The organism is Burkholderia sp. JKS000303 (genome assembly GCF_002563755.1).
In the GTDB taxonomy this organism is placed as follows: Bacteria; Pseudomonadota; Gammaproteobacteria; order Burkholderiales; family Burkholderiaceae; genus Burkholderia; species Burkholderia anthina_B.
On record NZ_PDBZ01000002.1, the window covers coordinates 603,075 to 616,406 of the forward strand.

11 protein-coding genes are annotated in these 13,332 nt (G+C 65.5%); 8 read left to right on the forward strand and 3 right to left on the reverse strand.

Annotated features, from left to right (window positions below; genetic code table 11):
• Positions 1-128 precede the first annotated feature (128 nt).
• The 5 genes from BX604_RS24740 (at position 129) to BX604_RS24760 (ending at position 5,856) form a co-directional block, all read left to right on the forward strand.
• A complete protein-coding gene (locus BX604_RS24740) occupies positions 129-1,874 on the forward strand; it encodes an FAD-dependent oxidoreductase (protein ID WP_098553471.1) in 1,746 nt (581 codons plus the stop codon).
• Positions 1,871-2,482 carry an NIPSNAP family protein gene (locus BX604_RS24745; protein WP_098553472.1) on the forward strand — a complete coding sequence of 204 codons (612 nt, stop codon included), beginning with the start codon at positions 1,871-1,873 and terminating at the stop codon, positions 2,480-2,482. The genes BX604_RS24740 and BX604_RS24745 overlap by 4 nt, the downstream gene beginning before the upstream one ends.
• Positions 2,483-2,521: 39 nt before the next feature.
• Complete coding sequence (locus BX604_RS24750; RefSeq protein ID WP_098553473.1) at positions 2,522-3,355, forward strand: sugar phosphate isomerase/epimerase family protein; 834 nt, start codon at positions 2,522-2,524, stop codon at positions 3,353-3,355.
• 115 nt (positions 3,356-3,470) lie between these two features.
• Positions 3,471-4,877 (forward strand): MFS transporter, encoded by a 1,407-nt coding sequence (locus BX604_RS24755; protein WP_098553474.1) that lies wholly within the window; start codon positions 3,471-3,473, stop codon positions 4,875-4,877.
• Between the two features lie 109 nt (positions 4,878-4,986).
• Positions 4,987-5,856, forward strand: a complete 870-nt coding sequence (locus tag BX604_RS24760; protein ID WP_098553475.1) for an IclR family transcriptional regulator — start codon at positions 4,987-4,989, stop codon at positions 5,854-5,856.
• Positions 5,857-5,911: 55 nt separating this feature from the next.
• Here BX604_RS24760 and BX604_RS24765 read toward each other — a convergent pair whose 3' ends face one another.
• A complete protein-coding gene (locus tag BX604_RS24765) occupies positions 5,912-6,463 on the reverse strand; it encodes a TetR/AcrR family transcriptional regulator (protein WP_098553476.1) in 552 nt (183 codons plus the stop codon).
• 170 nt (positions 6,464-6,633) lie between these two features.
• Between BX604_RS24765 and BX604_RS24770 the strand changes: the two genes are divergently transcribed.
• From BX604_RS24770 to BX604_RS24780, 3 genes are all read left to right on the forward strand, one after another.
• On the forward strand, positions 6,634-8,196 hold the full coding sequence (locus tag BX604_RS24770; protein ID WP_098554029.1) for a carboxylesterase/lipase family protein: 1,563 nt from the start codon (positions 6,634-6,636) through the stop codon (positions 8,194-8,196).
• A gap of 31 nt (positions 8,197-8,227) precedes the next feature.
• Positions 8,228-9,673, forward strand: coding sequence for an APC family permease (locus BX604_RS24775; protein ID WP_098553477.1), 1,446 nt, complete (start codon positions 8,228-8,230; stop codon positions 9,671-9,673).
• Between the two features lie 84 nt (positions 9,674-9,757).
• Positions 9,758-10,882, forward strand: coding sequence for a porin (locus BX604_RS24780; protein ID WP_098553478.1), 1,125 nt, complete (start codon positions 9,758-9,760; stop codon positions 10,880-10,882).
• 659 nt (positions 10,883-11,541) lie between these two features.
• Here the strand turns inward: BX604_RS24780 and BX604_RS24790 are convergent.
• Together BX604_RS24790 and BX604_RS24795 are read right to left on the reverse strand one after the other, a co-directional pair.
• Positions 11,542-12,618 carry a hypothetical protein gene (locus BX604_RS24790; RefSeq protein WP_143748100.1) on the reverse strand — a complete coding sequence of 359 codons (1,077 nt, stop codon included), beginning with the start codon at positions 12,616-12,618 and terminating at the stop codon, positions 11,542-11,544.
• Between the two features lie 178 nt (positions 12,619-12,796).
• Positions 12,797-13,015 carry a hypothetical protein gene (locus BX604_RS24795; protein WP_098553481.1) on the reverse strand — a complete coding sequence of 73 codons (219 nt, stop codon included), beginning with the start codon at positions 13,013-13,015 and terminating at the stop codon, positions 12,797-12,799.
• Between the last annotated feature and the right edge of the window lie 317 nt (positions 13,016-13,332).

Below are 13,332 nucleotides of genomic sequence, written 5' to 3' on the forward strand. Positions count from 1 at the left end.
CCCTGTCGTCACAAAGTCTTTGCTAAACCCAATTTAGTGGAATAGTATTCCACTTCGAAAGAACATTCCATAGGCGTCGCGATCAGGTCGCATCCGGCGTTGGAGACACTGAACGGGCAAGACTGAACATGAAGCGTGAACCGATACTCGATTGCGACGTGCTGGTACTGGGCTCCGGCGCGGGCGGCCTCGCGGCGGCGGTCACGGCGGCGGCGCAGGGGCTGCGCGTGATCGTCGCCGAGAAGGAGGCGGTGTTTGGCGGCACGACCGCGTGGTCGGGCGGATGGCTGTGGATTCCGCGCAATCCGCTCGCGACGCGGGCCGGCATTCGCGAGGACATCGACGTGCCGCGCACCTATCTGAAGAACGAGCTGGGCGCGCAGTTCGATGCGGCGAAGGCCGACGCGCTGCTCGAACGCGGCCCGGAGATGATCGAATTCTTCGAGCGGCACACGGCGGTGCGCTTCGTCGACGGCAACCGCATTCCCGATTTCCACACCACGCCGGGCGCCGGCACGGGTGGGCGCTCGGTCTGCGCGATGCCGTTCGACGGCCGCGAACTGGGCCCGCTGATCGACCGGTTGCGCGCGCCGCTGTCGGTGACGACGCTCAAGGGGATGGCGCTCGCGTCCGGCCAGGATCTCGCGCATTTCTATCGCGCGACGCGCTCGCTGAAGTCGGCGCTGCATGTCGGCCGCCGGCTGGCCGCGTTCGCGTGGCACACGCTGCGTTACGGGCGTTCGATGCATCTCGTCAACGGCAATGCGCTCGTCGCGCGCTTGTTGAAGTCGGCCGCCGATCGCGGCGTCGACCTGCGCACGAATGCGAAGGCGATCGGCCTGCTGCGCGACGACGCGCGCGTGACCGGCGCACGCGTGGCGATCGACGGCATCGTGCACGAGGTGCGCGCGGCGCGCGGCGTCGTGCTGGCTTGCGGCGGTTTTCCGCACGACCCGGCGCGGCGCGCGCAGACGTTCGCCTATACGCCGTCGGGCCGCGAACACTGGTCGGCGGCGCCGCGCAGCAATACCGGCGACGGGATCCGGCTCGGCGAATCGATCGGCGCGCATTTCGACCGGTCGCTCGATGCGCCGGCCGCGTGGGCGCCCGTGTCGCTGGTGCCGCAAGCGGGCGGCGACGCCGTCGCGTTTCCGCATCTGATCGAACGCGCGAAGCCGGGCGTGATCGCGGTGACGCGCGCGGGCCGGCGCTTCGTGAACGAGGCATCGTCGTATCACGACTTCATTTCCGCGCTGCTCGACACGACGCCGGCCGGCGAAGAAGTGTGCGCGTGGCTCGTTTGCGACCATCGCTTTCAGCGGCGCTACGGGCTCGGTTTCTCGAAGCCGTTTCCGTTCCCGACCGGCCCGTACCGGCACGCCGGCTATCTGAAGCGCGGCGCGACGCTCGATGCGCTCGCGCGCGAATGCGGCATCGACGCGGCCTCGCTGGCGGACACGGTCTCGTCCTACAACCAGTATGCGAAGCAGGGCAGCGATCCGGCGTTTCACAAGGGCTCGACACCGTACAACCGCGTGCAGGGCGACGCCGACCGGCAGCCGAACCCGTGTCTCGCGCCGATCGAGGCGGGGCCGTTCTACGCGGTGAAGCTGTTGCCCGGCAGCCTCGGCACGTTCGCGGGCCTGGCCACCGACCGCGACGCGCGCGCGCTCGACGCCGCCGGCCGGGCGATCGCCGGCCTCTACGCGGTCGGCAACGATGCGGCCAGCATGATGGGCGGCTGCTATCCCAGCGGCGGCATCACACTCGGCCCGGCGATGACCTTCGGTTATCTCGCCGGCCTTTCTCTCGCCGACGCCGCGCCCGAACCCGCGCGTGCCGGCATCGATTCATCCTCGAGGACAATGCAATGACACTGTATGACGTAGTGACGCTCACGGTGAAGATCGGCGCGAACGCGCAGGTTTTCGAAGGGATTCAGGCCAGCGGCGATCCGCAGGGCGGCAAGCTGCTCGGCGCGTGGTACTCGGACATCGGCACGCTCGGCCAGGTGCTGGTGCTGCGCGGCTACGAATCGGAGGCCGCGCTCGTCGCCGAGCGCAAGCGGATGCTGCTCGAAGGCAACCCGTTCGGCTGCGGCGAATCCATCATCGACGTGAAGACGGCCAGCTACGCGCTGTTCCCGTTCCTGCCGCCGATCGAGCCGGCCGTGCACGGCGGCATCTACGAGATGCGCGTGTACGGCACGAAGCTCGGCAGCCTGCAGCACACCATCGACGTGTGGGAACAGGCGGTGCCGGAGCGCACCCGGCGCTCGCCGCTGGTCGGCGCGATGTATGCGCTCGACGGCGACACGCCGCGGTTCCTGAACATCTGGCCGTATGCGAGCGTGGACGAGCGTTCGCGCATTCGCGCCGAGGCGGTCAAGGACGGCATCTGGCCGCCGAAGGGCGGCCCGGCCCATCTCACGACCATGGAGTCGACGATCTGCGTGCCCGCGCCGTTCTCGCCGTTGCGCTGAACCTGCCGTGTGTTGCGCCATGACGCTCAAGGAGACGATATGACCCAGCCTCAACCCCGCGCGCTGTCGCTGTCGGCGCTGACCGTGCTCGAACTGAGTCCGCCGCAGATGGTGCAATGCGCCGTCGACGCGGGCTATGACTACGTCGGCCTGCGACTGCTGCCGGCCACCGATACCGAGGTTCGCCACGAGATCGTCGGCGATACGCGGCTCAAGCGCGAAACGCTCGCGGTCCTGCGCGATACGGGCATGCGCGTGCTCGACGTCGAGATCGTGCGGCTGAAGCCCGATACCGACGTGACGCACTATCTGCCGATGCTCGAAACGGCGGCGGAACTCGGCGCGCGCTACGTCCTCGTGGCCGGCAACGATCCCGACGAAGCGCGTACCGTCGAGCGGCTCGGCCGGCTCTGCGACCTCGCCGCGCCGCTCGGCCTGTCGCCGTCGCTGGAGCCGATGCCGTGGACCGACGTGAAGGACATCGGCGCCGGGGCGCGCATCGTCGACGCATGCGGTCGGCGCAACACCGGGCTGATCGTCGACCCGATCCACTTCGATCGTGCCGGCTCGTCGCTCGACGCGTTGCGGGTGTTGCCGCACGCGTACTTCGGCTACGTGCAGTTCTGCGATGCGCCCGCCGAGCGGCCGACCGACGTCGACACGTTGTTGTTCCAGGCACGCTGCGCGCGGATGGCGCCGGGCGATGGCGGTCTCGACCTCGCGGGCATCCTGCGCGCGCTGCCCGCTCACTTGCCGGTCAGCGTCGAGGTGCCGAACGAAGCGTGGGCGAAGACGACGCCGGCCGTCGAGCGGGCGCGCCGCCTGCGCGAAGCGACCGTTGCCGTGATCGACGCGGCGGCCGTGCCGGCCTGAGCACACGGCGGCCGCCTCGCGCGGCCCAACGGGCCCGATCGGCGCCAGGCATCGCGCCGGCGCGCGGATCGGGCATTCGACACGACACAAGAACAACATCCCCGGAGACATCAGCATGACTTCCTCGCAGACGGCCAGAAGGCCCAGGAAAACCATTCAGGATCGCGAATCGAAAGACGCGCGTTCGCTCGACGTTCAACAGTTTCTCGATACGCGGCCGGTGGGCGCGTTCCAGTGGCTCGTGCTGTTTTTGTGCATGCTGATCGTGATGCTCGACGGGCTCGACACGGTGATGATCGGCTTCATCGCGCCGTCGATTTCCAGCGCGTGGTCGATTCCGCGCGACGCGCTCGGCCCGGTGATGAGCGGCGGCCTGCTCGGTCTCGCATTCGGCGCGCTCACGGCCGGCCCGATGTCCGACCGCTTCGGCCGCAAGACGGTGATGGTCAGCGCGGTGATGTTCTTCGGCCTGTGGAGCATTGCGTCGGCGTTTGCGACCGGCGTGGTGTCGCTGACGGTGCTGCGCTTCCTGACCGGCATCGGTCTCGGCGCGTCGATGCCGAACGCGGCCACGCTGATGGCCGAATATGCGCCGCCGCGGCGGCGCGCGCTGATGGTGACGGCCGTGTTCTGCGGCTTCACCTTCGGGGCGGCAGGCGGCGGCTTCGTGAGCGCATGGCTGATCGAAACGTGGGGCTGGCATTCGGTCCTGCTGCTCGGCGGCGTGCTGCCGGTCGCGTACGTGCCCATCCTCGTCAAATGGCTGCCGGAATCCGCGCGCTATCTCGCGCTGTCGGAGCAGCGCCGCGCACGGCTCGTCGGCGTGCTGAATCGCGTGCAGCCCGGCGTGGCCGACGCACGCACGCGTTTCGTGTCGGCCGAACCGGTGCGCGATGCACGCAGCCCCGTCCGCGCGATTCTGTCGCGTGAACATGCGTTCGGCACGGTGATGCTGTGGATCTGCTACTTCGCGGGCTTGCTGACCGTCTATCTGCTCGGCAACTGGCTGCCGACGCTGATTCGCGGGCTCGGGTTTTCGCTGGCCGAGGCGGCGATCGTCGGTGCGCTGTTCCAGGCGGGCGGCACGGTCGGCTCGCTGCTGATCGGCTGGCAGATGGACCGCTTCAATCCGCACGCCGCGCTCGGCGCGACCGTGCTCGCCGGCGGTGCGCTCGCCTGGTACATGGGGGTGTCGGCCCATCCGTTCACCGTGATCTGCGTGCTGGCGTTCGGCATCGGCTACTGCATGAACGGATCGAATACGGGCTTCTGCGCGCTGGCGGCCGGCTCCTATCCGACCGAGATGCGGGCCACCGGGACGAGCTGGATGCTCGGCGTCGGCCGCTTCGGCGGCATTGCGGGCGCGATGCTGGGCGCGTCCATGCTGCATGCGAACTGGAGCTTCGGCCAGGTCTTCGCGGCGCTCGCGGTGCCGGCGGCCGTGGGCGGCGCAGCGGTGCTGCTCAAGGGCGCGCGCCATCGCGGCACGTTCGTGGCCGTGAGCGGGGCGGTCGGCCATTGACGGCGGGCGCGGCGCCACGGCCGCGGTCGCGGCGCCGCGTAAATTCGCTTGAGTTCCAGTGTGGAATTGTGTTCTTATTTGACATTCACCATACGGACGAGAAGGCGCCATGGCAGGAAATCTCGAGCGTGCGCTCGCAGTGCTGGAATTGCTGGCAAAGAACGGCGGCCGCATGCCGCTGGCCACCATTGCCGATACGCTGAACATTCCCCGCAGCGGCACGCATCGCCTGCTGTCGATGCTGATCGACGAAGGGTTCGTGCGTCAGGACGAGGAACACGGCGAGTACATGCTGGCGCTGAAGCTGGTGTCGCTCGCGCTGATCTACCTGTCGACGAGCGGGATGTTCGACATTTCCCAGCCGGTGCTCGATCGTCTGGCCGAGTCGTCCGGCGAACTGGCGCGGCTCGGTGTGGTCGAGGACGATCACATCACGTTCGTCGGCAAGGCGCAGGGTGCGAAGTCCGGGCTGCGTTACGACCCGGACATGGGCAGCCAGCCGCCGCTGCATTGCACCGCGAGCGGCCAGGCATGGCTCGCGACGCTGCCCGACGAGCGCGCGATCGAGCTGGTGTCGAAGCAGGGCGGGCTCAGCGCGAAGACGCAGAACGTGCCGCGCGCGCCGAAGACGATCCAGCAGTTCCTGAAGGACCTGAACGGTGCGCGCGAGCGCGGCTATGGCGTGGCGATCGAGACTTACGAGATCGGCATGACGTCGATTGCCGCGGCGGTGCGCAACCCGGTCACGGACGAAGTGGTCGGTATCGTGAGTCTGGCCGGCCCGACGAGTCGTCTGCCGGAATCGCGTCTCAAGGAGCTTGCGCCGTTGCTGCTCGAAGCGGCGTCGGACATGAGCGCGGCCACGCTCGGTTCTCCGTGGTTCAAACGGGCGGGCGCCGGCAGCGTGCCCGCGAAGCCGGAACCGGAGCCGGTGAGTGCGCCGAAAACGCCGGCGCGCAAACGCGCGGCGAAGTCGTAACGCCGCGCACGGCGGTATCGAAGCGCGCGCCTTCGTACGAGGGCGCCGCGCCGCTTCAGGCCGGGCGCGTCATCGCGAGCAGTTCGTCGATGAAGGCCGCGCGTTGCCCGGGATTCAACGGACGCAATCCGCACACCTCGTCGAACCACAGGCCTTCCACGGCGAAGCGGATGATGTGCGCGGTCCGCTCGGGCAGTTGATCACGGCCCAGCAATTCCGCCCAGCGGGCAGCGTGACTCGCATAGACCGGCAACAGGCTCGGCTCGAGCAGCAGGCTGCCGATCACGGCCGACAGGCTTTTCCCCTCCAGCGCCTGTTCGGAACTGGCGATGATGTATGCACGGGTCCATGCACCCGGCTGCCCGTCGGCCAGCGCGGCGTCGGTGACGGCCTGCTCGAACGTGGACGCTTCGAAGTGCAACAGGCCGGCCAGCAGCTCCGACTTGCTCGCGAAATGGTAGAGCAGCCCGCCTTTGCTGACGCCGGCAACCGCCGCCGCCTCGGCTAGGGTAAGTCCCAGGATGCCCTTTTCCTGGAGAATTTTTCGAGAAGCTTCGAATATTTTTCTCTTGGTCTCGCCAATTTCGCTGTCGATGTTCTCTTTCATGAGGTACCTGTGGGATCCACTACCGCAACCGTCCATACCGGCTGGACGGTGCATTATACAAATTCCGTTTGCGATTTTTTTTGGTTTCGCTACTGTACCGGCTGGACGGTTCAGTTCTGATTCGCACGATGCGAATCGCCGTGATCCATCGCATTGCCGGAACGACGAGTATGCAAACCAGCTTTCAGGATGTAGACGCGTGCCCCGCATGCGTTGACGAAGTGTTGACGCTTGCGGGGGGGAGGGTCCGGGGCAGTCGCATCGGCGAGAGCCTGCGATTCCTTGGCATACCTTACGGTTTGCCGACGAGCGGCGTGGCGCGCTTCAGGCCGCCGGTCGCGGCGCCGGCGTGGGACGGCGTGCGCGATTGCCGCGCCTATGGCGATGCCTGCCCTCAGGTCAACGACGACTTGCCGGCCTGGCAGTTCGACGGTGCGCACTCGGCGGACTGTCTCAACCTGAACGTGTGGATGCCGGCCGACGCGACGCCGGGCGACCGCTTGCCGGTGATGGTGTGGCTGCATGGCGGCGCGTATCTGTCGGGTTCCGCGAATCTGGCGCTGTACGACGGCCGCATGCTGGCTGACGAGCAGCAGGTGGTCGTCGTGTCGATCAACCATCGTCTCAATGCGTTCGGCTACCTGTACCTCGACGACAGGAACGACGCCGCCGCGAATCCGGCCAATCCCGGACAACAGGACATCGTGCTGGCCCTCGAATGGATCGCGGCGAACATCGCGGCGTTCGGCGGCGATCCGGACAACGTGACGCTGTTCGGCGAGTCGGGCGGCGGCGGCAAGATCTGCGCGCTGACGATGATGCCGTCGGCCGCCGGACTGTTCCACAAGGTCGTGATTCAGAGCGGCGCGTTCGTTGCCACGCTGTCGCGGCAGCAGGCGCGCGAGCGGGCCGATGCGTTTCTGTCGCTGCTCGGCGCCGACGTGCGCGCGCTCGTCGACCTCCCGGACGCGCGGATTCTCGCGGCCACGCGGCAACTGATCGAACGATACGGCTATACGGCGTTCTGGCCGGTCGACGATGGCGTGGTCATCGATGCGTCGAGCGGACGGCACACGGCGGTGCCGATGATGATCGGCACGACCCGGCACGAGGCGGCGTATTTTCTGGCGCCCCGGCAGCTCGAACAGGGCCCGCTTGGCTGGAGCGACCACCGTCGCGCGCTGGAGCGCGGCCTTGGCCCGTTCAGCCTCGGCCCGGACGATGCGACGCAAGCCGCAGCGGCCGCCATGAGCACGCATGCGGATGAGGATGCACCCGGCGCGATCGGTCGCGACCTGACCGACATCCTGTTCTGGATCCCCGCCATGACGCTGGCGGAACGCAACAGTCGCCATGCGGACACGTTCATGTATCGCTTCGACTGGGAATTCGCGTGTTGCGGCGGCCGTTACGCGATTCACGGCGCCGAGATTCCGTTCGTGTTCGGCACGCTCGATTATTCGCTGCCGGCCTGGGATCCCGTCGACTTCCCGAACACACGATATGCGGCCGATGCGGGCGACGAGCGATTCGCGCTGGCCGCACGCATGCGGCGCGCGTGGGCCGAGTTCGCCCGATTTGGCGATCCGGCGGCCGTGCGCGGCGCCATGGCGTGGCCGCGCTATACGCCGGATGCACGTTCGACACGAATCTTCGACCGGGTCTGCCGCATCGAGGACGACCCCGATGCCGCGCGCCGGCGCGCATGGCGCGCCGAGCACGCTGGCTCGTGATGCATTTCCCCTTCATCGACAAGGAACCCCCATGGAGACTTCAGCGGCAACCCCGGCATCGGCATCCTCACGGCCTTTGAACTGGATCGCGATCGTATTTTTCGTGCTCGCCACGAACGGACCACTCACCAGCCTCATCGGATGCGTGCCGTATGGCGTCGCGTACGGCAACGGCATCGGCATCGCCGGTTCCTATCTGTGCGTCGGACTGATCTACCTGCTTTTCTCGGTCGGCTTCACCGCGATGAGCCGCCACGTCCGCAATGCCGGCGCGCTGTACGCGTACGTCGGGCAAGGTCTCGGCCGGCCCGCGGGCGTGGGCGCCGCGTTCATGGCCGTGGCGTCCTATTTCGTGATCACGCTCGCGTGCTATGCGCTGCTCGGCTTCTACATCAGCTACTTCATCACCAGCCTGACCGGCATCGCCGTGCCGTGGTGGCTCAGCACGCTGTGCGCGGCGGCCGTCGTCCACGTGTTCGCGATCAACAACGTGCAGTTCAACGGCGCCGTGCTGTTCCTGCTGATGATCATCGAGATCGGGCTGATCGTTGCGTTCAACATCAAGGTGGCGGCCACCGGCGGCGGCGTCGAGCACTTCAGCCTGGCGCCGCTGCATCCGGCGAATGTCTTCACCGGGAAGTTCGGCACGTCGCTGGTGTTCGTCGTGGTGGCCTACATGGGCTTCGAGACGACGGTGATCTACGCGAACGATGTGCGGAATCCGGGCCGCTCGGTTCCGATCGCGACCTATGTGAGCGTCGCGGTCATCATGGCGATCTACGTGGTGTCGACGGTGCAGATGTCCAACGCCTTCGGCTATGCGCAGGTCGTCGCCCTCGCGGTCAAGTCTCCGGCGGATCTGTGGTTCGCCGTGACGGAGCGGGTGCTCGGCAAGCAGATGGTCGTGGTGACCAATGCGCTGCTGATCACCAGCATGCTGGCGGCGATCATCAGCTTCAACAACGCGACCGTGCGTTACTGGTATTCGCTCGGCCGCGACGGCATCGCGTTCAAGGCGCTCGGGCAACTGAGTGCGAGGAAAGGGCTGCCGATCCGGGCGGCGAACATGCAGTCGGTGATCATGATCGCGCTGATCGTGGTGTTCGCCGCCTACCGTGTCGACCCGGTGATGGTGATCGCGCCGTATCTCAGCATTCCGTCCGCGATCGGGATCGTGTGCGTGCAGGCGCTGACCGCGCTCGCCGTGATTCGGTTCTTCGCGGCCCGACGCGAGCGCGACACGCCGTTCATCCGGTGGGCCGTCTTTCCCGCGATCAGCTTTGCCGGGTTCGGCTACTTTCTGTACGCGATGATCGGCAACGTGTCGCTGATGGCGGGGACGGCGTCGACGATCGTGTCCGTGCTGCCGTGGACGACACCGGCGATCGCCGGCGTGGGCGTGGTTTTCGCCGCATGGTTGCGGCATGCGCGGCCGGCGGTTTATACGCGGCTCGGAAACTTCCTCAGCGATAGCTGATCAGGTGGACGATTTTAGGGGCGATGTTGATCCATTAAATTAGGTATCCATATGAATAATGCTAGTCGGTGGTTTTCGAAATTGATGTCGGGCGGGCTGGCATGCGTGGTCGCCGTCGGGCTCTCGACACGCGATGCGGCCGCGCAGAGCAGCGTCACGCTGTATGGGATCGTGGACGCGGGCGTTACGTGGGTCAGCAATGCGGGCGGCGCGAGACAGGTGAAGTTCGACGACGGCATCTCGTACTTCAACCGGCTCGGTTTCAAGGGCGACGAAGATCTCGGCAATGGCCTGCATGCGCTCTTCACGCTGGAATCCGGCTTCAGTCTCGGTTCGGGGCGTTTCTATGGCGGAGACGGCTTCGGGCGGCTCGCGTTCGTCGGGCTGAAAAGCGAGCAGGGGACGCTGACGTTCGGCAACCAGGCCGACATGACCAACGAATTCGTCTATCTGTACGATATCCCGTCGTGGGGCAGCGGCTACGCGATCGGCATGGGGGATTTCGCGCGGATGGAGGGCGATCACCTGACGAACGCGGTCAAATACCTGTCGCCGGACATTCACGGGCTGACCTTCGGCGGCATGTATTCGTTCGGCAACGTGGCGGGGAATTTCCATCAGGGAAGCGGATGGAGCGTCGGTGGCCGCTATACGCACGGGGCCTTCAATGCAGGTGCCGCGTATACGGTGCTGAACAATCCGTCGGGAAGCTATGCGTTCGATCCGTATGCGATGCTCGGCACGTATACGTTTCTCGGGCAGCCGGTTGCGGCACGCGCGTCGGGCGGCGGCGCGCCGACCGACCTGTATGCGTCGACGCCGTTCCCGGTCGACCGCCAGGCGACGCTCGGCGTCGGCGCCGCGTATACGATCGACAAGCTCACGTTGTCCGGGGACTTCACCTATACCGGGATCAAGGCGTTCGGCAAGACGTCCTACATGCGGGAGTTTCAGGGCGGAGCAGGGTACAACTTCACGCCGGCGCTGATCCTTTACGGCGGTGTGCAGCACACGCGCTTCGAAGGTCATCACTGGAACCAGGCGTCGCTCGGGCTGCACTATTTGCTGTCGGCGCGAACCGATGTTTATCTCTCCGGCGATTACCTTCGGGCGTCGTCGGGTGTCGACGCGGTCATCGGTTACAGCTTCACGCCTTCGTCGACGCAAACGCAAGCCGATGTGCGGATCGGGATGCGGCATTCGTTCTGATGGGGGGCGCGCTCGTCCGTCGCCGGTGGTCATCGGGCGCGTCAATGGCGATGCCCTTGATACGGTTCGTCGAATTCGTGCCGTTCACGGGGCCATCAAGGTCGTCGCCATTCTGCCCGGCGACTTCAGTATTACGCAACGCAGAGGCTGTCGGTGGCGACAGGAAGCGAACGACGTTGCGCGCGAAGCCGCATTTGATGGTCGGCATCCCCGAGATTGTGTCGTGCGTGAGTTGGCTCGCCTGCGCTTTGGTCGTCGCGGGGAAATGGCACGTAACCTACGGATAAACGATCGCAGTGTCGCGCTACCGGTCCGCCGGGATAGAGACGGACATCAACAGCGCCAGGAGCGACGTGATTACCGCACATCCCAACGAGGCGATAAACAGATCGGTCAGCGCAGCGGGCGGTGCAGGCATGAGGTCGCTGACGCAGGCGAATCCGAATGCCGACAACGCAAACGAAGCGGAAACGACCAGCGCAATTTTTCCGCGTGAGGGTGCAGGGATTACGTGCCGACGGCCGGTCCCGGTCCCGGTCCCGGTCCCGGGCATGGGCGATGCGATGCGCCTGTCGACAGACGGCTCCGACACTCCCGTATATGGCGTGTGGTTCATTGTTATAGGTTGGTGTCGTGTTGCGGAACGGCTCGAACGGGTTCTAGATCGCCCCCCACTCAAGTCTTGCTGCATCGAGCAGTGATCGAATGTGCGTATCCCGTCGCGCACGCGACACGAGCGAGGCGAGACGCGTCATGCTCAATGCGTCGATGTGGTACACGCAATCACCGTCGAACACGGTGAATGGGCCGTTTCGCGCGATGGAACGCACGATCCTGAGAGAATCCGTCCGTAGATCGCGATGGGCAGAATCGGCGTCCGCGGAAGCCTCGACCAGATCGAAGAAATCGGCGATTGCGAAGGGTGTCGGCAGCGTTCTGGATAGAGGGAGGGCATTGCCGAACGTCACCATCAGTTCAGACGAGGTTCCGCGCTCGAGAAGCGTGAGCGCGAGTCCGTCATCTTCGATCGTGACGACGGTGCGGGCAATCCGATCCGTGTCGTCGACGCCAGTTTCCGTGGCTGGAGGCTCACCGCCGGACACGTTCGATTGACGTATCGCGAGCGTGAGCAACGCCTCTGTATAGGGGCGAAGTGCACGATCGATGAGATCGTCGGACATGCCCTGTTCCTTGCCGTCAAAGAATCTCTCGAGTGGGCGCGATAGCCGCTCGGCGCAGTCCGCGTCGGGCCATGCTGGTAGTGCATTGATCAATCGGTCGATTCCGGTCGAGAACGATTCACCCGGCTGCGGCACCTGCTTCGACTGGGGAACGATGTCCACGGCGAACGACGGCCGGCCAGTCGCTTCCTCACGCGCGTTGAACAGCGCGCGCATCGCCAGAAGCACGTCCGCGAGGAGATATGAGGACACGAAGTTTCGGCCAGGCGCGATGTAGGCCCGATGAGCCCCGCGCGCGATCGACGCCCATTCGGTTCGATCGAGTGACTCCTGATGCTCGAGACGCGTGCGAAGCGCCTCCAGCGCCAGCTTCGGATGGTTCGGGAGCGCGATGTCTGGCTGCGAGGCGCGACGATCTGTATCCGTGCCGAGCTTCAATAGATACCGGATGGCGTCCGATGTCGTCTTGAATGTGTGTCGGATACGTACGGTTTCCACTTCGACTGCGAGATGGGCGTCTACCCGCCAGGACGTGGGTTTGATCTTCTGCTGCACTGGCATCTCACCAATTTTTTTCACGCAGCGGGATCTTCGGCCCAATTGATTCGTGGGTCAACTACCTGTGTGCCGATGGCGGGCATCGGATTGCGCGATGGTGATGCAGTCGCATCATCAAGGTGTACGAAGGTTCAGGATCCGTCGAATTCCTGTCGAATTTGAATAGGGGAATGGCTCAAGGCTCGCCCGCTGACCAGATCAGTCCATGTATGACCAGGACGATGCCGATCAGGATAAATCCGCAGAAAATGCCGTGATATGGAAACGCGGGCGAGAAGGACTCGTTTGACGCAGCGCGGTCGAGCGTTGCGATTCCGTAAAGACTCAACGAGATTGTGACGATGCCGGAGTAGAACCCAAGACCGATGCGTGAGAAGAAGCGGTGGAACTTCATCGATTCTTACATCTTTGATACGGTTATCTGAAAGATAAGGATAGCTTTCTATATGACAAGCGGATCGTTCCTTTGGAGCGTTCCATTAGAGCGACGCGTATCGCTGTCGGGTTTGATCATCGGGCCGCCTCGAGCCCGCAAGTCGAGCGTCTCGGGGCAGCCCGTCGACGACCGAGCCTGCAACAATGGTGGCAAGTCCCGGCATCCCCGTCACCGACAACGCCGGGATATGCCGGCCAAACGCCTGCCAGCGATCACCCGCCACCCGGGTCCGGTGATCCGCCCGGATCATGACTGCGACCGAGGCGGGAATCATG

Bases quoted from the DNA above. Each gene is read 5' to 3' on its own strand.
- BX604_RS24780 (WP_098553478.1), top strand. From the start codon at position 9,758: ATGTCGGGCGGGCTGGCATGCGTGGTCGCCGTCGGGCTCTCGACACGC.
- BX604_RS24745 (WP_098553472.1), top strand. From the start codon at position 1,871: ATGACACTGTATGACGTAGTGACGCTCACGGTGAAGATCGGCGCGAAC.
- BX604_RS24775 (WP_098553477.1), top strand. From the start codon at position 8,228: ATGGAGACTTCAGCGGCAACCCCGGCATCGGCATCCTCACGGCCTTTG.
- BX604_RS24755 (WP_098553474.1), top strand. From the start codon at position 3,471: ATGACTTCCTCGCAGACGGCCAGAAGGCCCAGGAAAACCATTCAGGAT.
- BX604_RS24750 (WP_098553473.1), top strand. From the start codon at position 2,522: ATGACCCAGCCTCAACCCCGCGCGCTGTCGCTGTCGGCGCTGACCGTG.
- BX604_RS24740 (WP_098553471.1), top strand. From the start codon at position 129: ATGAAGCGTGAACCGATACTCGATTGCGACGTGCTGGTACTGGGCTCC.
- BX604_RS24765 (WP_098553476.1), bottom strand. From the start codon at position 6,463: ATGAAAGAGAACATCGACAGCGAAATTGGCGAGACCAAGAGAAAAATA.
- BX604_RS24770 (WP_098554029.1), top strand. From the start codon at position 6,634: ATGCAAACCAGCTTTCAGGATGTAGACGCGTGCCCCGCATGCGTTGAC.
- BX604_RS24795 (WP_098553481.1), bottom strand. From the start codon at position 13,015: ATGAAGTTCCACCGCTTCTTCTCACGCATCGGTCTTGGGTTCTACTCC.
- BX604_RS24760 (WP_098553475.1), top strand. From the start codon at position 4,987: ATGGCAGGAAATCTCGAGCGTGCGCTCGCAGTGCTGGAATTGCTGGCA.